The 23,445-nt window shown below is 62.5% G+C and carries 12 protein-coding genes; 6 read left to right on the top strand and 6 right to left on the bottom strand.

Going from position 1 to position 23,445, the window contains the following annotated elements:
* Positions 1-70: 70 nt before the first annotated feature.
* From AC1D0I_RS24605 to ku, 4 genes are all read right to left on the bottom strand, one after another.
* On the bottom strand, positions 71-781 hold the full coding sequence (locus AC1D0I_RS24605; RefSeq protein WP_477398358.1) for a hypothetical protein: 711 nt from the start codon (positions 779-781) through the stop codon (positions 71-73).
* 223 nt (positions 782-1,004) lie between these two features.
* Complete coding sequence (locus AC1D0I_RS24600) at positions 1,005-11,231, bottom strand: hypothetical protein (protein WP_477398356.1); 10,227 nt, start codon at positions 11,229-11,231, stop codon at positions 1,005-1,007.
* 569 nt (positions 11,232-11,800) lie between these two features.
* Positions 11,801-12,070, bottom strand: a complete 270-nt coding sequence (locus AC1D0I_RS24595; protein WP_477398354.1) for a hypothetical protein — start codon at positions 12,068-12,070, stop codon at positions 11,801-11,803.
* Between the two features lie 707 nt (positions 12,071-12,777).
* The gene (ku, locus tag AC1D0I_RS24590; RefSeq protein ID WP_477398352.1) at positions 12,778-13,614 is read right to left on the bottom strand and encodes a non-homologous end joining protein Ku; all 837 of its coding nucleotides are present in this window, start codon (positions 13,612-13,614) and stop codon (positions 12,778-12,780) included.
* Between the two features lie 195 nt (positions 13,615-13,809).
* Between ku and AC1D0I_RS24585 the strand changes: the two genes are divergently transcribed.
* A complete protein-coding gene (locus AC1D0I_RS24585; protein ID WP_477303236.1) occupies positions 13,810-15,072 on the top strand; it encodes a DUF763 domain-containing protein in 1,263 nt (420 codons plus the stop codon).
* Positions 15,073-15,636: 564 nt separating this feature from the next.
* Here AC1D0I_RS24585 and AC1D0I_RS24580 read toward each other — a convergent pair.
* Positions 15,637-16,422: an SDR family NAD(P)-dependent oxidoreductase gene (locus AC1D0I_RS24580; RefSeq protein ID WP_477303238.1), complete on the bottom strand. Its 786-nt coding sequence runs from the start codon at positions 16,420-16,422 to the stop codon at positions 15,637-15,639.
* A 200-nt stretch (positions 16,423-16,622) separates the two neighbouring features.
* On the opposite strand from AC1D0I_RS24580, the gene uxuA reads away from it, so the two are divergent.
* The 4 genes from uxuA to AC1D0I_RS24560 all read left to right on the top strand — a co-directional run bounded on the left by uxuA (position 16,623) and on the right by AC1D0I_RS24560 (position 21,925).
* Positions 16,623-17,807: a mannonate dehydratase gene (gene uxuA, locus AC1D0I_RS24575; RefSeq protein WP_477398350.1), complete on the top strand. Its 1,185-nt coding sequence runs from the start codon at positions 16,623-16,625 to the stop codon at positions 17,805-17,807.
* A gap of 321 nt (positions 17,808-18,128) precedes the next feature.
* The gene (locus AC1D0I_RS24570) at positions 18,129-19,148 is read left to right on the top strand and encodes an isopenicillin N synthase family dioxygenase (protein WP_477398348.1); all 1,020 of its coding nucleotides are present in this window, start codon (positions 18,129-18,131) and stop codon (positions 19,146-19,148) included.
* A gap of 399 nt (positions 19,149-19,547) precedes the next feature.
* The gene (locus AC1D0I_RS24565; RefSeq protein ID WP_477398346.1) at positions 19,548-20,870 is read left to right on the top strand and encodes an LLM class flavin-dependent oxidoreductase; all 1,323 of its coding nucleotides are present in this window, start codon (positions 19,548-19,550) and stop codon (positions 20,868-20,870) included.
* A gap of 29 nt (positions 20,871-20,899) precedes the next feature.
* Positions 20,900-21,925 (top strand): NADP-dependent oxidoreductase, encoded by a 1,026-nt coding sequence (locus AC1D0I_RS24560; RefSeq protein WP_477398344.1) that lies wholly within the window; start codon positions 20,900-20,902, stop codon positions 21,923-21,925.
* Between the two features lie 49 nt (positions 21,926-21,974).
* Here AC1D0I_RS24560 and AC1D0I_RS24555 read toward each other — a convergent pair whose 3' ends face one another.
* Positions 21,975-22,685, bottom strand: coding sequence for a YjbE family putative metal transport protein (locus tag AC1D0I_RS24555; RefSeq protein ID WP_477398342.1), 711 nt, complete (start codon positions 22,683-22,685; stop codon positions 21,975-21,977).
* A 404-nt stretch (positions 22,686-23,089) separates the two neighbouring features.
* Here AC1D0I_RS24555 and AC1D0I_RS24550 point away from each other — a divergent pair.
* Positions 23,090-23,445, top strand: a 356-nt coding sequence (locus AC1D0I_RS24550) for a lipocalin-like domain-containing protein (RefSeq protein WP_477398340.1), incomplete at its 3' end; no start/stop codon positions are given.

Below are 23,445 nucleotides of genomic sequence, written 5' to 3'. Positions count from 1 at the left end.
CAGGATGTCCTCTTTGCACCGGCGTTGTCGCGGGAGCCGGCGGCTGGCGCTTCCGGCTCCCGCGCTTCGATCACAGAGACAGCAGTTCCGCCGTCAGCGAGGAAGCCGTCGAAGGCGACATGTTCGCCACGTAGACAACCGAGGAACCCCAGTTGAATTCGAAGGAGTAGTTGTTGCCGCCCGTCGTCGCGTAATAGCCTTGTGGCGCCGCCGTGCCGGTGCCCGGGCCGGTGTTGCCGGACGGCGAGTTCAGCGCGACGGCGTAGGCGTTGTTGCCTGACGCATCCTGCGGACCGCCGACAACGGCGACGATAATCAACTGGCCTGTATTCGTCCCGAGGGTCAGCTGCATCCAGTTCGGCGTCGACGTTCCCTGGGCGATGCCGCCCGGCTTGAGCGTCAGTGCGGTGTTGATGGCAAGGGCGACCGGCTTCTGGCCGGGCAGTCCAGGACCGAAGGCCTCGATCCAGATCGGCGTCGCGGTCGCGACGCTGACATTGGTGACGGAGAGATTGTTGGCCTGCCAGTTGTTGACGAGGATGTTCGGCTGGGAAAGCAACGCCGGAGCTGTCAGGAACGACGGTGTCGAACTGCCCGAGGTCAGCGCCAGCTTGCCGGCATTGTTGAGGGAGGCGGTGTTCTGATAGGCGAAGATCATCGATCCGTTGGTCGTCTGCGGCATCGCCGCGCTTTCACGGTAGGCCAGCGTCAGCGGCGAGCCATCCCAGTTTGGGTTAGATGCGTTTGCACCGAGAATGTCGAATTTTGCGGTCGTTGCCATAATTTCCCTCGCGGTTTGCGGGTTTCGGACTGTCGTTCTTGCAGGCGAATTCCAGGAGCGGCGGACTTGAAATCGAAGCGTGCCGTCGCTCGATCGTTTTGTTTCAACATCGGATGTTTCCAAAACCTGTTGCCGGCTTGGGGCCCGATGGTCTGGTTTCGAAACGGCTCCTCCTTCCAATCGTGTCTGCGCGACACCGCCGCGGATGCCCGCCTTGAGGCGGTCAGCTCGCGTCGATGTCCGTCAGTTTCAGTTGCAGGTTGCTGAAGCGCAGCACCGGCGTATTGACGCCGCTGAGTGCTGCATAAAGCGTGATGTCGAAGACCAGCCTCGCGCCTGCCGGCATTGCGTTGGCGCCGAAGACGATGCTGTTTTTGGAGGCCCAGCCGGCGATCGCCGCTGCGAAAAGCGCGGCGAAATCGCCGAGCTCCGCCGGCTGTTGCCCGTCGATCTCGAAGGACCGCGCCAGCACGATCGGAACAAGCGGACTGATCGAGGCGCTGTCGAACGCGCCGCCGGCAACGGCGGGGAACGGGAACTGGTAGGAGCAGGCGACCTTGACCCGCCTTGTGGTTCCGCTGGTCACGTTGGCGGCCGCATGCGCCGCAAGCAGCGATTGTTCGTGCACCGGGTCGGCCAAAAGGTCGGCCATGATTGTGTAGATGCGCTGGCAAAGGCTTGACGGCGATGTCGGACAGGCAGCACCTGAACCCTGGCCGGGCAGCGTCGCCACATCGATCGGCGTCGCATTGTCGATGAACGGCGTGACCGGCTGGCTCGGCCTGACCTGCGGCGTCATGTAGACGAATTCGGGCACCACCTGCCACGCGGTGTTGTTCGAGGCTTCAAGCGTGATCAGGTTGCGCTCGATCTGCACCGAGGCGAGCGCATTCTCGGCCGCCAGCACGTTGAGTGCATCGACCTCGATCGTGTGCGCCACACCGAAATTGCCGGGCGCGGCGTTGTCGACCTCGAACAGAAGGCCGTCTGGCGGCGACGGCTGGACCGGATGCTGGTTGGGGTACGGCGTCAGGGTCGACGGGTCGAGCGCGGTGACGGTCAGCGCGACATTGGAGAAGCTCGATTCGCCTTGCGCGGCCGGCCACTGCAACTCGATCTGCCGCGTCGTCCCGTCCGGCTGCAGCGTGTCGGTGACGACGTAGCTGTCGGTGACGCTGACCAGACCCTGACCGAGGGCCATGTTCAGGCTCGGATTCCAGTCCTTGTTCGCCGTCACCTCGCCAATGGCGGTGGCGAAGGCGGCCACCGCATCGGCCCAGGCTGGATCGGCCGGGTTGCGCAGCACCGGGCTGATGGCACCGTAGACGGCCGAGGTGCGCGCCAATGCCGTGAACAGGTCGTAGGGCGGGCCTGCGCTGGGGGCAGGGTTGGCGGAGTTAGGCGGGTTGTCCGGCGCCGCGCTGAGGTTGGTGTTGTAGGTGACGGCGGTGTTGATCTGGTCCTGCGCGACGAGGAACGCCTGATAGGTATAGAGGTAGCTCCAGTCGGCGCCGTCGGCGATTGGATTGCCCGAACCCGACGTTGGCGTGTAGCCCGACCAGGTCTGGCTGACCAGCGTCGGCGGTGTTGGGTATTGGCGATACACCACCGGGATTTTGGTCAAGGCGCCGGCAGGTCCGACATGCGGCACGCCCTTTGGATAGGGATCGACGAGCTGCAGCCAGATCGATGGACGCGCTTCGCCGGGTGCGCCCGCCGGCGCCAGGAAGAACTGCAGGTTTGTGATGGCGAAACGCAGATCGAATGGCACCATCGCGGCAGCGGCCGCGTCGGGATCGCCGTAGAGGAAGGTGAGGGGGCTCGCCCCCGTGCTGCTGATGCCGACATGGGCGGTCGAGAGCCCGGCATTCTGGCGCGTGGCGGAGAAGGTGCCGGCGCCTGAACCGCTGGCGGCGGTGGCGATCGTGAAGGTGGTGTCACCGGTGACGGTGACCCCGTAGACGCCATTCGCCGGCAACTGCCCCGAACTGGCCTGGAATATCATCAGCACCCGGCTGCCGTCGGTCAGGCCGTGCGGATTGTTTGTCGTCGCAGAAAGGCTGAGACCGCTCCAGCTGTAGTTTCCGGCGAGTACGGCTTCGATCTGGCCGAAGAGCTCGATGTTGCCATCGGCGGCAGCCGAGACCGACTGGTTCCAGATCACGTCGTATTGGACGATGGTGTCGACGGAATAGGCCGTCATCAGCGCCGCGCGCATCTGCTGCTCGAACACATCCTTCGCGATGGCAAGTGCTGCGGTCGTGCCGGTGAACGGCGATTGCGGGCCAAACAGCCAGTCCACTTCGTATTGCGCGTATTTCTGCGCCAGCGCCTCGCGGCCGAGCGCCATCGCGTCGTAGGCGTCGGGGGCGACCTCGAAGGCCTTGGCCGCCGAGGCCGGTGACAGCACCTCGTCGACCGCCTGGAAGAAGATGCGGTTGAGCTGGTCGAGGTCGGTGTCGATGAACAGCTGTTGCGCCGGCAGCGCCGGCAGCTTGGACGACAGCTGCGGCATCGAAACACTGGCGCTGTTCAGCACATTGTCGAGCGGCTTGGGCGACAGGAAGCGCGGTCCGGCACCGGCGGCACCGATCGAGATGTCGAGCAGCGATGCCGCTGCCGCCCACAACGATTGCGAGCCGGCGCGTGCTCCACCGGAGCCGTCATGGGCGAGCTTCAGTGACTTGAGCCGCTTGCGCGCCAGTGCCGTGCTGGACTGGGCCGTGCTCGACAGTTTCTGCTGTGGCGATGCGTCGGCCCCATTCATGCCGATGGCGAGCTTCTGCGCCGGGAAGGCGCCGACGAAAGCGGCGGCGAATTGCGACATGTTGCTGGCGCCGCCGGTCGCCGGAACAAATCCGGTCGCGACGTTCTGCGCCGACGGCACCATGATCGTGCCGAACTGGTCCTTCAGATAGGGCGAGATCAAGTTCGCATCGCGGGTGATGCCGAACAGCACGACGATCTCGAACAGCGGCGGCAAGGCTCCGGGGCCGCTGACCGGCATCGAAATGGTCACCGCGCCGGGGAAGTTGGTGCTGAGCCCCGCCAGCCAGTTGACGAGGTCGGCAACCATGCCGGTCACCTTGCTGTTGTCTGCAGCACCCACCGGGAAATTGACAAGGCTGCTGCCATCCGCCTGCAGGGCAAGGCTGGTCTCGACATAGAACGAGACGCCTGGGCCGCTGATCTGGTCCTCGATGGTGCGGAAATTGGCCAGGGCCGCCGCCTTCTGGTCTGCCGACATGCCGCTGAAGGCCGCCTGGCTCGGCGTCAGGACGATCTCGATCGTGTTCGGCGTCGAGCCGTTGAAACCATAGGTCGGCAGGATCCCCGGCCATAGGTCGACCGGCACGATCGGATCGAAATAGAGGTTGGTATCGCTGTAGCTGGCCGGCGTTGGCAGCTGGTTGCCGAAGGCGTCGTTGACGAAGAAGTCCAGCGTGAACTTGTCGTTGATCGAAGCGTAGCGGTCGGGCGTGGTGGAACCGGCATTGGCGGTGGCGACGTTGTACAGCGGCGCGAACACCCGGTACGTGCCGGTGGTGCCGGACTGGTCGGGCTTTTGCGGCTGGATCGGCGCCGACAGATTGCTGAGCGTGAAGCCTGTCGTCGCCTGTACCTGGTAGGTGACGAGACTGTAGAGCGAGTTGAGCGACGCTTTTGCGTCACCCGCCGCGACCAGTGCTGCGTGCAGTTCGGTATCGTCGGCGATACCGGATGCGCGCAGCGCCTCGATGACATTGCCGCGCGAATGGGAGTTCGCCGCGCCAAGCTGCCCGGTCTTGACCAGGGCGGCAGGCGTCTTCAGTTGCATGACGCTTTCGGAGCGCGTCAGCTCGACACCGAAGGTACCGGCCGCGACCTTGACGTAGCGGGCCTCCAGGGCAGGGTCGGCGGTCTCGGCATAGTAGACGAGGCCGCTCTGCGTGCCGGCAAGCACGATCGCGTTGTAATAGGGCTGGATGGCGAGCGGCGAGCCGCTCTGGTTGGTTCCGCTGCCGGCCTTGTAGGTCACCAGCATCGTCACCTGCGCGACGCCCTTGATGAACAGCGGCGTTGGCAGCGCGTTGCCGGTCTTGTCGACAAAGCGCAGATAGTAACCCTGCGCATTGGTGACCGTCGCCTGCTGGATGATCTGCAGGAAACCGTAGCCGCCATCCGCTGTGATGTCGGTGCTGGCGCCGACGGACACACCCGCGGGCAGACCGAGCGCGAAGGCCATCAGCCCTTGCGGCGGCTGCGACACCGTCGTGGTGTTGGTGCGCAGCGCGAAGACGGCATTTGGATCGACCACTGCCGAGACGAGGCCGGGCGCACCGGCGGCCGTCTGGAACAGGATCTGGATCGCGTCGACCGGCCGGTCACCGCCCCTGAGATCGTCGAGGATCCGGCCGAGCAGCGCCTCGTCCGACTGGCTGGCGCCGGACAGTGCGTAGACATCGACAAGCACGCTGCCTTGCGTGGCGCCCGGAATCTGCTTGACCGTCAGCGTGATGCTGGTGGCGAAAGTGATGTCGCCGGCGGGCAGCGGTGTGCCGTCCGGCAGATAGGCCCCTTGCGCCTGGCGGGATTTCACCAGGACGGGGATCGCTGCCGTTCCTTCATTTACCTGCAATTTCTCCAGACTTGGCGCGAATGGCCGCAGGCTGAGTGCCGTCGCGCTTGGCGGCGTCCAGGCGATGGCGTTCTCCAGCGCGAAAGACTGCGGCCCGGTCGAGCTGAGCGCGATTGGTGTCGGGCTGCTTGGCGCCGTTATCGACGCTTCGGTGAAGGCGAGATAGGGGCTGAGGACGTCTTGGGTGAGCGAGAACGAGGCGTTGACGGCAAGCCAGTCCTGCGTCTTGTCGGGATTGCTCAGCGTGATGCTGTAGCTGTTGTTCTTGGCGAAGCCGCCGGCCGGAAATTCCTGCCACAGAAGCGCGAACAGCGGGTTCGTGCTGGTCGACACCGCCCCGCCCGGCACGGTGAGACCGGCGGTGTAAGGCAGACGCACGCCGCCACGCAACGCGCTCGACATCTGCCCCGCGAGGCCCTGGAAGCGCGTTTGCGCGCCGGGTGTCGGTGCGGCCACCGCCGCTATGAACAGCTTGTCGAGCGGTGACGAGGTCAGCCCCGCATCCTGCATCGTCACCAGCAGCTCGTGCACCGCGCCACGGATCAGTCCCTTGAAATAATCGAGGAATATCTCCTGCGACAACGGCGTGGTGCCGCCGGCGTCGTTGACCGAGGTCGGGTTCGAGGTCTGGTTGACGAACAGCTGGTTGAAATAGGTGTCGACCGCTTGCAGGTAGGTCTGCGAGACGAGGTTCTGCGCCAGGAACTGGTAGGACAGATCCTGTGCGTTGCCATTGCCGTCGGTGCGTCCGGTGGTCGCCATGTTGAGGAACGGCGGCATCGGGAACACGCAAGCCGTGGCTTTGCCGGTCGGTGCGGCAAGCGTGGCGGAGAAATTGGCGAGCTGGCTAAGCAAGGTCGGATAGTCGATCCAGCCGGTGAGCGCGTCCGGCTCGCTGTCGATGTCCTTCAAACCGGGCGCGCCGCTGCTGGAATCGAATTCGAGCAGCACCACGGAGTTGTAGGCCGGCAGGTTCAGCGCGTGCATGAGCGCGAAGGTGGCGAGCTGCGTCGTCACCGCCTCGAACGGCTTGAAATCGGCATAGGTCGGGTTCTGCGACGGGTTGTCGTCGTACTGTATGCCGAGCGAGGTCACGACCCACGGCGCGCCCTTGCTGGTCGCATCGGGGAACACCACGGTCAGTTCCGGCAGGAACAGGATAGGCAGGTCCTTCGGCAGGTTGGGGCAAAGCCCGACATTTGCCGCTGCACCCGCAAGAAGCCGCTGCTTCAGCCGCGCGAAAGTTTCGATCTGGGCCTGTTGCGACGAACCGGCAAGCTGCCATTCGAAGCGGAACGAGGCGTTGAAGCTGAAGCTGATGGAAATCGAGAACAGGAAGAGGTTGATCTCCACCGTGACGCTGACGCTGACACTCGCCTCGATGTAGAGCAGGATCGAGCCGCCACCGCCGCCCGGCACACTGGGTGGTTCCAGCGCCAGGATGATGCCGATGCTGGCCTCGAGGCGGACGTTGACGCTGGCCTTGATGATGACGAAATCGAGCGAGCCGTAGAGCTCGCCGATGATGCCGAACTGGCCTTGCAGCGACAGCGCGTCCGGCTTTTTGGCGAGGTCTCCGCCACCGCTGGTGAGATAACCGGCCGCACCCTGGATGATGCCGAAGAAGGTGACGCTCACCCCCGCCTTCAGCGGTCCGGCGGTGAAATCCTTGCCGACACCCAGCCGCGCGGCAAAACCGAAGGCCAGGATGCTCTGGTAGGTGCCCTTGAACACGTCGGGGTCGGTGGCCGAGCTCAGGCTGGCTATGTAGAAGCCGCCCGATCCGGTCACCGGAATAGGTCCGGCCTGCGCCTGCACCTGGAAGCAGACGCTCCAGTTGTCGCCGTCGGGGAAACCGAGGTCGACCTTCCAGTCGCCATTCGTGTAGACGTCGACGCTCAGTGTCGGCAGGGTCAGCGAGGCCGCGCCAACCTGGAAGGTGCGCAGGCTGTCGGGCAGGCTGAAGACGGCGGCGAATTTGCCGATCGTGTCGGAGATCTTGGTGTAGACGACCTCGAATTCCGCACCCTTGCCGGCACCGCCGGTCAGCTTGAGCAGCAGTGCGTAGAACGGCGTCACGTCGTAGAAGACGAAGCCGACCTCGAGCACTTTCAGCAGCGTGAAGTCGGTGACGATGATCCACTTGCCTTCGGGATGGTATATATCGGCAAATTTCTTGTTCTTGAGGGCGTCCCAGAAGTCGCCCTGCATGAACTTCAGGAAAGCATCGAAATTGGCGGGCGGCTTGGTCGGGTCGGGCCCGACCCGCTGGCCGACACCGAGATAGACGAGCTCGAAGACATCGCTGACAGCGCCCACCTTGGCCGGCACCGGCGCCGCCAGCAGCTTCTGCGCATCGTCGCCACCCCCGCCGCCGCCATCCTTGCCCAAATTGTAAGCACCGATCCAGCCAATCTGGTCGGCGCCTTCGGTCGGCGCGAACAGGCCGATGCTGATCGTCCCGTCCGGCGGCAGGCGCTGGCCCAGTATCTCGATGAAGCAATTGTGCATGCCGAGCACCAGCATCTTGGGATCGGCATCGGTGGCGTATTCGAGATTGAACTGTTCGATCGAGATGGTCAGCACGCCCTCGATCTTGATTTCCAGCTTGCCGTCGACTTGTGGAAGCTGGATGCCGAAGGCCAGCCCACCGCCGTCCTCGGGGCTCAGCCAGCCGATGAGGACGCTGAATTTGAAGGCCGAAAGCGAACCGACCAGCCCGCCCATCGAGCCGAGATCGAGATCGAAGATCAGCGCATAGTTGAAATTGTCCTGCAGCGTGACGCCGTTTTCCGCCAGGCCAGGCAGCGAACCGAGCGAATAATAGTTCAGGCTCTCGATCGTCTGATCGGCCGTGCCCGAATAGAGGAACGACTTGAGCTTGAACGGGATCAGGTCGAGCAGGCTGTCGGAGCCGCTGCGCTTCTCGGTGGCGCCGAGGTCGAGCCGCAGGTCACCCGGCGAAAAGCTGAGCGACGGCGTGCTTGTCGACGGCTGTCCCTGGGCCGGGATGGTCAGGTCGAAGCCGACGTCGATGCCGAGATTGGAAAAGGCCAGCTTCTCGAACGCAAACAGGTCGAGCACCTGGAATTCGTTGAACTCGATGTCGCCCCAGATGGCGAAATGGGCGCTGATGTGGGTGGTGTCGGCTTTTGGCGGCGTCGCCGCGGTCTCGTCATCGAACGAGAATTGCAGTTTCGTCAGCGTGATCTGCTTGAGATATTTGTTGTTGGACTTGCCGTTCTCGTCGGTGAAGTTGAAGACGAAATCGCCCTGGGCGACGAACGAATAGACGCCCTGTCCGGAACTCTTGTCGTCGCCGCTGGTGCCGTGCGCCTGGTAGGAACCCATGATGGCGATGACATTGGCGTTATCGCCGGCCTTGGCGGCCGGGCTCAGCGCGGCATCGAGATTGACGCCGGTCTTGAATAGATTGTTGATGGTGAGATTGACCTCGCAGGCGAAGCTGCGCAGCTCGGAATTGGTGAATAAAGCGCGCAGATATTCGACCTCGAAGCCATAGTCGATGTCGATACCAATATTGCTATCGGCGGCCGCTGCCGACTTGCTCGCCGCCTTTTCATAGTCAACCAGCGCGAAGGTCGCGCTCTGCGCCAGCGTCGGCACGGCCTGCGACGGGTCGGTGTTGTTGATGGCGATGCCGACATGGTGGACACGAAAGCCGGCTATGCCTGGATCCTTCATGCCCCCGAGCACTGCGCGCACCGCGGTCGGCAATTCATCGAGTTGCATGTTGCAGTTGACGGCGAGGATGCCGTTGAAGGTCGGGTCGGTGACCGTCTGGTAGAAATTCCAGTACAGCGAGGTGGTGTCGGGCTGCGTGCCGCCATTCGGGAACACCGCGGCCTTCGCCTCGGTGATCAGCTTTTGCAGATAGGCCTGGGTGGCGGCGGCGGTGAACGTCTTGTTGAAGATGTCGGCTTGCGACCACAGCCTTGTGTCGGCAACCAGAGCTTCGATCGTCTCGCCCGGATAGAATTTCATCATGAAGATCGGCGGCGTGCCGTCGGGCGCGGCGAGCTTGCCCGGCGACAGGTCGAACGTCCAGTCGCCGATCTCCAGTTTGTCGCCTGAAAAGTCGAACAGGGCCTGCCCGGAGCCAAGCGGGTCGGGGTTGGCGGGGTTTTCGCTGACCACCGTGAAGATCTGGTTCTGCTGCACGGCCTTGCAGATCGACGGACCCATGGCTTCGAATTCGAGGATGCCGGCCGCGCTCGTCGCCATCTGCAACCCGGTCCATGCCAATGGCGTGCCGGCAAGTTCGGCCAGCATGCCTTGCGGCGTCATCGCCAGCGTCGTCGGTCCGGCGGCGACAGCGTTTGCCGCCGCGCCTTGCTTCGGTGCCGGAATGAAGCCGCTGGCGCGCCTCGGGTTGAGCGCCCGCGATTCCATGTCGAGATAGGCGGCGGCATTGAGGTTCGGGTCGGTCGAGAAATCGAGCCCCGCATAGGGCACCAGCGGTATGGCGGGCGTGCTTGCGGCTTTCGCGCTCCATGAGGCGACCTTGAAAGCGTCGAGGACATAGACGGTGAGGCCGGAGGCGGGCTCAGCGCCGGCAAGCATTGTGGCCGTGTTGGTGCGCTGATTGTAGAGCGGAGCGCGCTCGGGTTGCGAGACATAGCTGCCGTCCTGGACGATGAGCTGTGCCCACGAAGTCGTCGCGGTGGCATCGAGAAACGCCGGGCTGGTCGGCGAATCCTGCGCTGGCGCAATGCGATAGGCCGGCTGCGCCGGTACGAATTCGAGCTTGTCTGGTGCCGAGCCGATGGTGACGGTCACGAATTCGGTGCCGGTGACGCCGCACAGCATCTGCACCGTTTCGGAGCTTGCGCCTGCGGCCAGGTTGGCGCCGGCATCGAGCGCCAGGCCGAACTGTCCCGCCGGCGTCAGGTAGTAATAGCGCTGCTCGCTCGGCGATTGTTGCGGACGGCCGGCGAAGACGAGACGGCTCACCGTGCTGATATCGCCGGTGTTGATGGTGCTGAGGGCAAAGGGCTTGCCGTTGGTGGTGACGAAAGTCGAGCCGAGCAGCGGGTCGGTGAACTGGAAGAAGCTGCGCGTCGCGTCGAGTGGGCCGAGCACGTCCAGCGTGACGTTGAAGCCGAACGGCGTGGCCGAGCCACCGACGCCGCGGAAAACCGGATAGTTCAAGGCACCGACCAGCCCGCCGCCGGTTGGCGGGTCGAAATACATCATGCCGGCCTCGAACTGGACGAGGTCGGTGGTCGCCAGTTCAAACGCGGCGCTTGCCGTACCAGCGAGCGGTCCGCTGAGCGCCAAGCTCGCGAATGGCGCGGCCGACTGGAATGTCACCGTGGCGCCGGCTGGCGGCGTCGCCGTCAACAGCAGCGCCGCCGGCGGCTGGCTGTTGGCGATCTGCAGGCTGTTGGAGGCGTCGTCAAACAGCACCGTCGTGGACAGCGTGAACAGGTCGGGCTGAACCTGGAACGTCACGCTCTGCCGGAATGCCAGCGAGAAGGACTCCCCCACCGTCGGCGACGAGGTGCCTTGCCCGGTGACCGAGACCAGGATCGGCGCGATGCTGAGCGGCTCGGGAAACCAGCCGATCTGGGTTCCGGGACTGTCGGCGAAGGCTTTGCGGATGCCTATCTCGAAAGCGTTCCAGTCGCGTGTCGCCGAAGGGACGAAGAACGCGATGTAACCAAGCTGACCGGGGTCGACCCAGCTCTGGGCGGTCAGATCGAATGTCGGGTCGGCGCGTGACTTATCCTGGAACAGAAAGGCGACACGTGCGCCGGCTAATGGGTCCGCCAGATAAAGACCGCTCGCATCGCGTTTGAAAGCGATCATCCCCACCTCCATGTACTCTACGGCGCTATCCGGCCATCTCCTGCCGCCGCTTTGAGCTGGGCGGAAGGACTTGGTGAAGCGCTTATATTACCAAGACATAAAGTATAATTGTAAGACGAAGAAAGTGATTTGTAAAAGACTATATTTGGGTGGATTTCAAAATGAAATAAATTTTATCTATATGGTGACCCGGCTAACTCATCGGCCTGAATGGGTTCTGTTTTGGTATCGAGCATCGAAGTAATACGCACCTCAACAGAATCAATCACTTAGTATGACGGGTGGAATCATCTTATGTCGATGGCGGTCGCGTGCGTAGCCGCCAAAGCTATGCCGGGACCGGCGCGACGCGCTTCAGGGGGCGGCTAGTAATTTGTCCTAGTCCGAAAAACTCCCTGGGGAACATCGCCGCAATCAGGGCGGCAAAATCTTTCCGCCCTCTATGTCAAAGTTTATAGACGGCAAATTTTAGCCTGCTCTAATAGAGCTCCATGCTGTCCTGGGGGTGGCGGGCAGGCAAGCATGGGGCCGTCGTTCGCGGAAAAACGACGGCCTTTTCCTTTCGACGGCTACCTGGCTTCAGGGTTTTGTCGGCGCGCAAAATGTTCATAGGTGATTTGCCAGGGGTCGCTCTCGGAATCTCTTTCCTCGCCGATCCAATGGAAGCTGTCGGCGGTGATCTCGGTGAAACGCCATCGGGTTTTCAAGCCGCGCGAGTCATTGCCGAGCTGGACGATGTCCTTACCCTCGGCCCGCCCGACCTGGCGCGAGTGATCCTGGTTGAGCGGGTCGTTCCATATGATGTGCCAGCCATCGATCCCAGGATCGAAGATGCGCAATGTCGTGCCATACATCGTTGACGGCGCAGGCCGCTTGGGCCTGATCCAGACGTCCTGGAGCGCGCGGCCTCCAAGCACCCAGCCAAAATGRCATTCTCCATTCCATTTCTGCATTGTGCCGTCGTCGAGGTGGTGCACCGTATCCATTTCCCAACTTCCAACCAGCCATCCATACAAGGCCATGTCCTTCGCCCGGTCGGCTGGGGGACCTTCGGATCCGAGAGCGGTGAGAAACGGAGAAATCGTCATCGTCCTACGCCTTTCCAGCTAAACGAACCAAACTGCCAGAGCAGCCCTGCCGGCCATTGTCGCGCCCGCCTGCCGCAAGAACGCCGACTTGTGGAATTTTGCGATGGAAGCCCATGTCGGCGCCGGAACATTGCCGCCACAACTTGCGGCGTTGCGGTGTCCAGGGCTTGGGGAAAATTGCTGTAGTGCCGCTATGAATGAGATCGTTTGCGAACGCGATGGCGAGCTGACCGCATGCGCATCCTTCGCGATATCCGCGCAGGATAGGCCATTTGGCTTAGTTGCGAGATTGCTAATATGCCTATAGCTTGATCGTTGCTGGTCCCTCGAAGCCCCAGCACTGGCCGGCACGGCCCAGCGCCACCCCGAAGGCTGCAACCGTGCCGGCCTACCATGTGGCTGCCGTTCTCCACTTCGATCAATTCTAGCGTGTTGGCGCGTGCCAGTGACGACAGGTGCTAAGCAATCTTGCGTTTCGGCGAGGCGCTCTCTTTAGGCGGCTCCAACCCTTCCTGTTTGAGGCTCTTTTTCAGCACCTCGGCCAGGTTGATGACGTTCTCTTTCGGCTTCGGCGCGGGCTTCGGCGGCTGCTTGCCCCTGCGTTTGGCATCGATCATGGCGATCAGCGCATCTTCGTAGGTGTCCTCGAACTTCGAAGGATCGAAAGTCGTCACCTTCTTGTCGATGAGCATGCCGGCGATTTCGAGCAGTCCGGGATCATATTTCTGCTTCTTCAAGCCATCGAACACGCTGTCCTGCGAGACCATTTCATTGTGGTTGCGCAGTTCGGTCATCACCATGCCCTTGCCATAGGGCTGGATCAGAACCTCGCGGCCGCGCTGATACAGCACGACGCAGGATCGTGCAGCGACGCCCTTGTTCTTCATGGCATCGCGGATCACGCCATAGGCCTCCACAGCGGCGCCATCGGCCGGAATCAGATAGTAGGGTTTCTCCAGATAGCGCGTATCGATCTCGTCAATCGACACGAACTCGCCGACCTCGAGCGTATGCTTCGACGTCAGCTTGAGCGCCTTAATGTCGTCGGGCTCGATCTGGAGGAACTCATCCTTTTCGACCTCGAAGCCCTTCACCTGGTCTGCCGCGTCGACCGGCTTTCCAGTCTCCTCGTCGGCGTAGACGCTTTTGACCGGAAGACCGTCCTTGCGGTTCAATATTCTGAAATGAACCTTCGACGCCTCGCTGGTGGCGCCGACGATCTTCACGCCGCAGGACACCGAACCAACCTTCAAAAAACCCTTCCAGGCAGCACGCGGGGCGACCATTTTGCTCATCCTGTTTCCAGTCAGGGCAAACGGGTTTCCGTGCAAATCGTTCCTACGGTTTGCCGCCATCCGTTTCCGCTACGCTCGGGATCGGCAAATCCGACGAACCCGCGGAGTGCGATCCGTTGGCAAGGGCGACGGCAGGCTTCCCTGACAGGTGCGCAACACCTATCTCTAATCAACGAGCAAAGCGGGCGGCAGAAATTGGCGCAACGATCTGGAAGTGCTGATCTCCCACTGCATGGCGGTCGCGTGCCCAAATGGCTCGGTGATCGCATGACGCGCCTTGGCGCGGTGATGTGCGAGGCGATCATCCATCACTGTGGTCGCACTGAATTGCTGCGCCGCCTGGCTCACCCCTTTTGGTTCCAGTCTTTCGGCGCGGTGATGGGGATGGACTGGCATTCTTCCGGCATCACGACAAGTGTTGTCGGCGCCCTGAAACGCGGCCTGTCTCCACTCTCCGGCGAACTCGGTATCCATGTCTGTGGCGGACGTGGCGCCCATTCGCGCAAGACTCCGCACGAACTGACATTGATCGGCGAGCGCGTCGGTTTCGACGGGGCGGGCCTGGCCAAGGCCAGTCGGCTGGTCGCCAAGGTCGATAGCGCCGCCGTTCAGGACGGCTTCGACCTCTACCTTCATGGCTTCATCGTTACCGACGATGGCGACTGGGTCGTGGTGCAACAAGGCATGAACGGCGACAGCAAGGTGGCGCGTCGCTACCACTGGCTGTCCGAGGGGCTGACGAGCTTCGTCGAGCAGCCGCATGCCGCGATCGAAGGCGCCAATCAGGGCGAGATCGTCAATCTGACCGACCGGCGCGCCGATGCTTCGCGTCACGGCCAACTGGAGCTGCTGCGGGATCTGGGTCCCGATCGCATCGTGAAAGAGTTTGCCCTGCTGGAGCACGGCTCGCCACCCGCTCCCGCGCAGCCCCTGCTGCCGCATCTGATCATGCCGGCCCATCATGACGTCCGCGAAAGCGACGTCGTCATGCGCCGCCTGCACGGCAATATCGCTGCCGCCGTCGAGCGCGGGCCTGCCGATTTCCCGGAGCTGCTCTTGGTGCCAGGCGTCGGTGCCCGCACCGTGCGTGCGCTGGCGATGGTGGCCGAGGTCGTGCATGGAGCGCCATGCCGGTTCTCGGACCCCGGCCGGTTCTCGCTGGCGCATGGCGGTAAGGACAGGCACCCGTTCCCCGTGCCGCTGAAAGTCTATGACGAGACGATCGGCGTGCTGAAATCGGCCATTCACAAGGCCAAGCTCGGCCGCACCGAGGAGATCGATGCATTGAGACGGCTGGACGACCAGTCACGCCAGGTCGAGCGCTATGTCACCGGTCCCAGCCTGAAGGAAATCGTGGCAGGCGAGTTCGACCAGTCGCACATGCTGGGCGGACGCAGTGTTTTTGGATGGGAGCCACCGCCGCAAGCGCAGCCGGCTCGATCCGGCACTGAGGAATGACGTCAGCCGAAGGCCCTATCCCTCGGCCCTGAAATTCTTTGCGAAGGCTCCAACAAATGCCGGAGCCTTCGCGTTTTACGAGATTTCAATAGAAGCGGATCCAGTAGGATTGGCGGAAACATCTCCGGCGCGCCAGCGGCCTCGACGCCAGTAGCGACGGCAAACCACGCGCCATCCACGCCGCGGCCTCCATACACGCTGCCGCCTCCATCGATAGTACTGCACGGGTTCGACGTCATTCTGGCTATCAGGACCCGGCTCCACAAGGTCGTCTACCGGCTTGTCCAGCTCATCGAGAATGCCGTTCCCCCGTGCTCGGGGTGCCAGCCACCGCCCTAACCGGGCGAGCTACCGCGACCACGGCCGCAGCGCTCGCGAGGCGCCTAGATGCCGAGCTAAATCTGTTTAAAAACCCGAAGTCGGTGTTGGTCGAGGTTCGCGGTGGCAAGAAACTTGCCAGTTTGGCGATGAAGACTTCAGCGCCGCGCCCGCCAAAAGCGGTCGCGCCGGGGGTCGTCAGATGTCGGCGACTCCCGGTAAAGGCCAAAACCGATCTACATGGCTCTACTTCACGCCGATGCCGGCAGTCAGGCCGCCATCGATTTTGTAGTCCGCTCCGGTGCAGAACCCGGCTTTGGCCGAACACAGAAAGGCGATGAGTTCCGCCACTTCCTCCGGCTCGCCGATGCGCCCGATGGGATGCGCTTCGCCGAAGCGCTTGTAGGCGGCCTCGACATCGGCATCGGTGCCGTTTTCGCCGCGTGCCGCTTTTTCCAAGATCGGGGTGCGGATCGAGCCGGGGCTCACGGAGTTGACGCGGATGCCCTGGCGTGCGTAGTCGAGCGCCAGCGAGCGCGTCAGCGTATGGATCGCTCCCTTGGTCGTCGCATAGGCGGCGACATTCTGCTGGCAAGCGTGACCCTGCACCGAGGCCACGTTGATGATGGCGCCGCCGCCCCGCCGGATCATTTCCGGAATGCCGAAATGCGCGGTCAGGTAGATCGAGCCGACATTGACCGACATTGCCTTGTTCCAGGTCTCGAAATCGGTGCTGGTAGCTGTTCCGTATGGATGGACCGCCGCCGAATTGACGATGATGTCGAGGCCGCCGAACCGCTCGACGCCGGCCGCGACCGCATCGCGAACCTGATCCGGCACAGAGACGTCGGTGTCTATGACCAGCACGCCTGGCCCGGAGCTTTCCAGTTGCGCTTGCATCGCCGCGTTGGCCGCGCGGTCGATGCCACAGGCGATGATCGCGGCACCACCTGCCGCCAGGCGTATAGCGCTTGCGAGGCCAATCCCGGTCGTACCCGTCACCAGAGCGACCTTGCCGTCGAAATCCTTCATTGCGGGTACTCCGTTATTTGCTGTCCAAGGTGGCTCTTAATGCATGTCGCCCAAAAGTGGCCCCGGTTTTGGGGCAACGACATCCATAAAAACAGGGACCTAAAGCGCGTCGCCTGAATCCGCTCAAACGCGACGCGCTTTGGTTTGACACTCATTGCGGTCCAACAATAGGTTGCCGTCCTCGCAGAAGGAAAGCCGTAATGGAACAATGCTGGCGCTGGTATGGACCGAACGACCCGGTGACGCTCGATCATGTCAGGCAGGCGGGCGCGACGGGCATCGTTTCGGCCCTGCACGACATCTATGACGGGCGCGCCTGGCCGCTCGAGAACATTCTGGAGCGCAAGCAGATCATCGAGGCGGCAGGGCTGACCTGGTCGGTCGTCGAGAGCATTCCCGTCCACAATTCCTTCAAGATCGGTGCGCCGGAGCGCGAGCGCTACGCAGGCTACTATCGCGACACGATCCGCGCCCTTGCCAAGGCCGGCATCACAACGGTCTGTTACAATTTCATGCCCGTGGTCGATTGGACCCGCACCGATCTGGCCTATCGGCTTCCGACGACGGGCTACGCCCTGCGTTTCGATGCGATCGATTTCGCGGCCTACGACCTGTTCGTGCTGAAACGCAGGAATGCCGAGGCCAGCTACGGCGCCGCCCGCATTGCCGAGGCGGAAACGCGACTAAGGGAATTGAGCGACGAGCAGATCGACAGGATCGAGCGCAATTTGATCGCCGGCCTGCCGGCAACAGAGCGCAGCTACGACCGTGACAGTTTTCGCGAGGCCCTGGCGGACTACGATGCGATCGGTCCGAAGGAATTGCGCGACAACCTTGCCTGGTTCCTGCGCGAGATCATTCCGGTGGCCGAGCAGGAGGGGGTGCGCATGTGCATCCATCCTGACGATCCGCCCTTCTCGCTCTATGGCCTGCCGCGCATCGTTTCGACCGCCGCGGATGCGCGTTTTATTCTCAACGCCGTCGACAGCCCCGCCAATGGCCTGACATTCTGCACCGGCTCCTATGGGACGCGCGCCGACAACGACATCGTCGCCATGGTCAAGGAATTCGCCGACCGCATCCATTTCGCCCATCTGCGCAACATCACCATCGAGGAGGATGGCTCGTTCTATGAGGCCGAGCATCTAGAGGGTGGCACCGACATGGCGCATGTCATCCTCGCACTGATGCAGGAAGAGGCGCGCCGCAGCAGGGAAGGCCGCGCCGACTGGCGCATCCCGATGCGCCCCGATCACGGCCACCTGCTTGCCGACGATATCGGCAAGACCAGGATCAATCCCGGCTACTCGCTGATCGGCCGGCTGAAAGGCCTCGCCGAACTGCGCGGCATCATGCGCGCCGTGGAGACGTTCGGGCTGGCTTGAAGTCATCAGGCAGGCGGCGTGAGGAGGATCCAGGCGCAACGGCCAACCTGCCGGGCCTTCAGTTCATGCGGAAGTCCGCATAAACGTCTCCGATCTATGTCTCGTCGCAACATGCATGAAACATCCGTTGGGATATTATTTTGCCCTCGGGAAACATTATGCAGCGCTGACTTTCTTCCGTTGGCGTCGAGATTGGGGTGCCCATTGCTTTGATCGGCTGCCCCTGCGTGGCACCTTGGATGCACGTCCACGCCTCGAGTGCTTGCCGATGGTCGCTTCTACTTCTCCTCGGCAAGGGCGGAGAAAAGAAGGAACCTGCCCATGCCCAGAATTGTGCCGGTACTCGATCTGAGCCGTCTCGAACAAGGAGCGTCCGAGCACCGCACCTTTCTCCTGGATCTGCGCACGGCGGCCCGCGACGTCGGCTTCTTCTATCTCAGCGGCCACGGAATTTCGGCGTCAGAGACTGATGAAGTGCTCGATGCCTCGCGCCGGTTCTTCGCCTTGCCGGAGACCGACAAGCTGGCGATCGAAATGGTCAAGTCCTCGCAGTTTCGCGGCTACACGCACGCCGGCGGTGAACTGACCAAGGGCGCTGCCGACTGGCGTGAACAACTCGACATCGGCGTCGAGCGCCAGCCCATCCCGCAAGGGCCGGGAATTGCGCCTTGGACACGGCTGCAAGGACCGAACCAATGGCCCTCGGCATTGCCCGATCTCAAGCCGGCGCTGCTGGCATGGCAGGCCAGGGCTACGGCGGTGGCGATCCGGCTGCTGAAAGCCTTCGCGCTGTCGCTCGATCAGCCCGAGGACGCCTTCGACGCGATCTACAGGGACTCGCCCAATCATCGCATGAAGATCGTGCGCTACCCTGGACGCAGCGCGACGGATGGCGACCAGGGTGTCGGCGCGCACAAGGATGGCGGCTTCCTGACGCTGTTGCTGCAGGACGACAACAAGGGGCTGCAGGTTGAATATGACGGCAGCTGGGTGAATGTGGACCCGCTCCCCGGAACGCTTGTCGTCAACATTGGCGAACTGCTCGAATTGGCGTCGAATGGGTATCTGCGCGCCACCGTTCACCGCGTTGTGACCCCGCCTGCCGGCGTCGAGCGGATTTCCGTTCCCTTCTTCTTCAGCGCGCGGCTGGATGCGACGATACCGCTGCTGAATTTGCCCGAGGAACTGGCGGCCGAAGCACGCGGACCGGCAAGCGACCCGGACAACCCGTTGTTCCGCGATGTCGGCACTAATGTCCTGAAAAGCCGTCTGCGTTCGCACCCCGACGTGGCGCGCCGCCACTATGCCGATCTTCTCCAGACGGGAGCGGAGCGCCCGTGAAGCCCAAAGCATGTCGCCCAAAAGTGGCCCCGGTTTTAGGCGGACGACATGCATAACAAAGCCTCGATGCCGAACAGATTTTCGCCGTTTTGCGTGTTCTTTGGAACGTTATTCGTCGCCAAGTCGCGGAAATAAGCTCAGAAAGGCAAAATCGTTCGGCGGTCTCCTCCCATTCCGCTGAGCGGTGTTCCCCTCTGAAGGTTTGAACCTTCTTTTGGCCGGGCCGCATTCGAGCCCGGCCATTTTTTGTGCTGCGGTCCCGGATCGTAAAACGGAATTGCTGCAAAAGCCGGGCTCCGCGCAACGGAATACCTTCCCGGGTTGGGCGGACCGGCCGATCCTAAAGATCAGGATTCGAGCGATGGCGCTCGACCATATTGATCGGTCGGAACGATTTTCATGACACAGAAACAATTGCGGCTTGGCGCTTTCATGCGCCCCGTCAGCCTGCACACCGGCGCCTGGCGCTATCCGGGCGCCTATCCCGACGCCAATTTCAATTTCGCGCATCTGAAGCGCTTCGCCCAGACCCTGGAGGCGGCGAAGTTCGACGCCTTCTTCATGGCCGACCATCTGGCCGTTCTCAACATGCCGATCGAGGCGCTGCGGCGCAGCCACACGGTTACGTCGTTCGAGCCGTTCACGCTGCTGTCGGCGCTGGCGGCCGTCACCGATCATATCGGGCTGGTCGCAACCGCATCGACGACGTTCGACGCGCCCTACCACATCGCCCGCCGCTTCGCTTCGCTGGACCATATCAGCGGCGGCCGCGCCGGCTGGAACATCGTCACCACATCCAATCCCGATGCAGCGCTCAACTTCGGTCTCGACGAACATGTCGAGCATGACGAGCGCTACCGGCGGGCGCGGGAATTCTATGATGTCGTGACCGGCCTGTGGGACAGCTTCGCTGACGATGCCTTCATCCGCGACGCTGAAAGCGGTCTCTATTTCGATCCTTCCAGATTGCATGTGCTCGATCACACGGGCGAGCATCTCTCGGTGCGCGGGCCGCTCAACATCGCCCGGCCAATCCAGGGCTGGCCGGTTATTGTCCAGGCCGGCGCGTCGGAGGCTGGGCGGCAACTGGCGGCAGAGACGGCGGAAGTCATTTTCGCCGCGCATGCCGACCTCGCCGCCGGCCAACGTTTCTTCGCCGACGTCAAAAGTCGTGCGGAGAAACTCGGCCGCTCGCGCGACGACATCAAGATCCTGCCCGGCGCCTTTGTCGTCGTCGGTGACAGTGTCGAGGATGCGCAGTCCAAGCGGGCGAAGCTCGACAGCCTCGTCTACTATGAGAGCGGCATTGCCTCGCTGTCGATCGCGATCGGGCATGACGCATCCGGTTTTGATCCGGACGCGGCCTTGCCCAAAATCCCCGAAACCAATGCCAGCAAGAGCGGCCGCGAGCGTGTCATCGAACTGGCGCGCAACGAGAACCTGACCGTCAGGCAGCTTGCCCAGAGGCTGGGTGGTTATTCCGGCCTTGCTTTCGTCGGTACGCCTCAAACAATCGCCGACGAAATGGAGGAATGGCTGGTCACCGAGGGCTCCGACGGGTTCAACATCATGTTCCCCTATCTGCCCGCCGGGCTCGATGACTTTGTCGAGAAGGTCGTGCCCGAACTGCAGCGACGGGGGATCTTCAGGCGGCAGTACGAGGGGACGACATTGCGCGAGAATCTTGGCCTGAAGCGGCCGCCCAACCGGTTTTTCGAGTAGAGTGTTCTTGACAGCGAGGTCGTCCCCAAATGCCAGCCCAGACAAACACCCGCATCGTGCTTGCAGCGCGACCGCAAGGCCGGCCGAAGCCAGGCGATTTTCGTATCGAGACGGTTGAAATTGTCGAGCCGGCGGAGAACGAACTCCTCCTGGAGATACTCTACCTGTCGCTTGATCCCTATATGCGCGGGCGGATGAACGACGCCAAATCCTATGCCAAGCCGGTCGAGATCGACGGCGTGATGGAAGGCGGCACCGTTGCGCGTGTCGTCAGATCCCGCCATGCCGGCTTCGCTGAAGGCGATGTCGTCCTGTCGCACTCGGGATGGCAGAGCTTTGCACTGTCCGACGGCGTCGGGCTGCGCAAGCTCGAACCCGCGGCGGCGCCCGTCACCACGGCACTCGGCGTTCTCGGCATGCCGGGTTTCACCGCCTATGCCGGCCTGCTCACGATTGGACAGCCAAAGCCTGGCGAGACGGTCGTCGTGGCGGCGGCCAGCGGCGCGGTCGGGTCAGCCGTTGGACAGATCGCCCGCATCAAGGGCGCGCGTGCCGTTGGCATTGCCGGCGGCGCTGACAAATGCGCTTTCGTGCGGCAGGAGCTCGGCTTCGATGCGGTCGTCGATCACCGTGCCGATGATTTTGCCGCGCAGCTGAAGGCGGCCTGCCCTGATGGCATCGACATCTATTTCGAGAATGTCGGCGGCCCTGTCTGGGATGCGGTGTTCCCCCTGTTGAACGATTTTGCCCGCGTGCCGGTCTGCGGGTTGGTCGCGCAATACAATGTCATCGCGGAGTCCGGCATCGATCGGCTGCCGACGCTGATGCAGCAGATACTCCACCGAAGCCTGACGATCAGGGGGTTCATTCAGCGTGAATTCGTCGACCAGCGCCCGGCTTTCTACCGCGACATGGCCGACTGGATAGCATCCGGCCGCGTTCGCTACCGGGAAGATATCGTGGATGGCATAGAGAACGCTCCGCGAGCCTTCCTTGGCCTTCTCGAGGGTAAGAATTTCGGCAAGCTCATCGTGCGGGTCGCCGAAAGTCCCTGAGGGCTTTGCCCAAGAGGATTTCCGGGATTTCGAATCCAGAAATGGTCGCTCAATCCTTGGCCCGCATGGATACTCTAACTGTTGACGCTCCCATCGGGCTCGACGTTCTTGAAAGAACCGTCCAATAGTCGAGTGCTTTCAACTGCTCGACACCATCCAGCACCATGCTGCCTGCGACATAGACGATGACCGCAAGGCCGAGCCAGCCGATCCAGCGATGCCTGGCCAGCAGCGCCGCCACCAGCGTCGAGGCGACCGCCATCAGAACCACCGACAGGATGAGGCCGAAGACCAGCGCATCCATGTCGTCGCTGGCAGCACCGGCCACGGCGAGCACATTGTCCAACGACATCGAAACGTCGGCAACGACGATCTGCACGATCGCTGTGCGCAGCGCCTTGGCCGGTCGTGTCGCCGCAAGGAAAGCCACGGTCGGATCGGCGTCTGCACCGTCCCCGTCATCGGCATCGCCGGCGGATCGAAATTCCCCGAACATGTTCCAGCAGACCCAGAACAACAGCAGACCGCCGACCAGCATGATACCCGGGATCGCCAGCAACTGCACGGCCACCACGGCAAAGACGATGCGGATGACAGCCGCTGCGGCGATGCCGGCGATGATCGCCTTCTGCCGCAGCGCCTTTGCCAGGCCCGCGGCCGCCATGCCGATCACCACGACATTGTCGCCCGACAGAACGAGGTTGATGGTGATGACTTCCAGATAGGCTGTGATCGTCGCCTGATCGATCCCAAGGGACATCCGGTAAGCTTCCCCGTCGTTCGCAGTTTTCCGTGCCCTAGGCAAGACTCAGCAAGACGAGTGGATCCTACCATGCATATGGGGCTTCGCTTCCGGCAAGATAGGGGTGGCCCGTTGCCACCGCATCTCGTCCTGCGGCAGCGTCAATGGCGGCATGAACTCCAGCACATTATCGGCTTGGAGGCAGCGGCGGCATTCGCTGCGCCGTTCTCAATGCGCATGATCCGGTCGTGTCTCGGTTTGAAGGCTCGCTGGTCGCGATCCGGGCCGAACTCCTGTATGCTTACCGCAAAGCATGGGGAGATCTCATTCCATATGCCGTCCAGACTGCCCGGATGCGCCGAGGCCGGGACTACGCGGATGGTATAGAGAGCGCTTGCCAAGAAATAACGGAGGTGTGGGCAATGGCTGAAGATATGCCCGTTCAACCAATTCGCCGCGAACTCCTGCTTGGAAGCTGGCGAATGACGTCTTGGATGACGAGAGACGTTTCGACCGGGGAGCGGCAGCCAGCTCTGGGTCAGGAACCTGATGGCATCGTCATCTATACGCCTGAGCGCGTCATTTTCTTTATCCTCAGGAACAATCGCAATCGGCCGCAGCGTTTGCCGCCATCCGACGAAGAGAARATTGCGTTGTTCGACTCGATGTTCGCCTATTCGGGCAGCTATACGGTTGAGTCAGATCGCGTTGTCCATCATGTCGACATGAGCTGGAATGAAGCATGGAGTGGCACGGAACAGGTGCGGTTCTGCAAAGT

The organism is Mesorhizobium sp. P2_D1, from assembly GCF_056404455.1.
The sequence above is the reverse complement of the archived record's forward strand: the minus strand, read 5'-3'. Positions and strand labels throughout refer to the sequence as shown.

Excerpts from the sequence above, each read along its gene's own strand:
- AC1D0I_RS24605 (WP_477398358.1), bottom strand. The coding sequence starts at position 781 with ATGGCAACGACCGCAAAATTCGACATTCTCGGTGCAAACGCATCTAAC.
- AC1D0I_RS24600 (WP_477398356.1), bottom strand. The coding sequence starts at position 11,231 with ATGATCGCTTTCAAACGCGATGCGAGCGGTCTTTATCTGGCGGACCCA.
- ku (WP_477398352.1), bottom strand. The coding sequence starts at position 13,614 with ATGAGCAAAATGGTCGCCCCGCGTGCTGCCTGGAAGGGTTTTTTGAAG.
- AC1D0I_RS24580 (WP_477303238.1), bottom strand. The coding sequence starts at position 16,422 with ATGAAGGATTTCGACGGCAAGGTCGCTCTGGTGACGGGTACGACCGGG.
- uxuA (WP_477398350.1), top strand. The coding sequence starts at position 16,623 with ATGGAACAATGCTGGCGCTGGTATGGACCGAACGACCCGGTGACGCTC.
- AC1D0I_RS24570 (WP_477398348.1), top strand. The coding sequence starts at position 18,129 with ATGCCCAGAATTGTGCCGGTACTCGATCTGAGCCGTCTCGAACAAGGA.
- AC1D0I_RS24565 (WP_477398346.1), top strand. The coding sequence starts at position 19,548 with ATGACACAGAAACAATTGCGGCTTGGCGCTTTCATGCGCCCCGTCAGC.
- AC1D0I_RS24560 (WP_477398344.1), top strand. The coding sequence starts at position 20,900 with ATGCCAGCCCAGACAAACACCCGCATCGTGCTTGCAGCGCGACCGCAA.
- AC1D0I_RS24555 (WP_477398342.1), bottom strand. The coding sequence starts at position 22,685 with ATGTCCCTTGGGATCGATCAGGCGACGATCACAGCCTATCTGGAAGTC.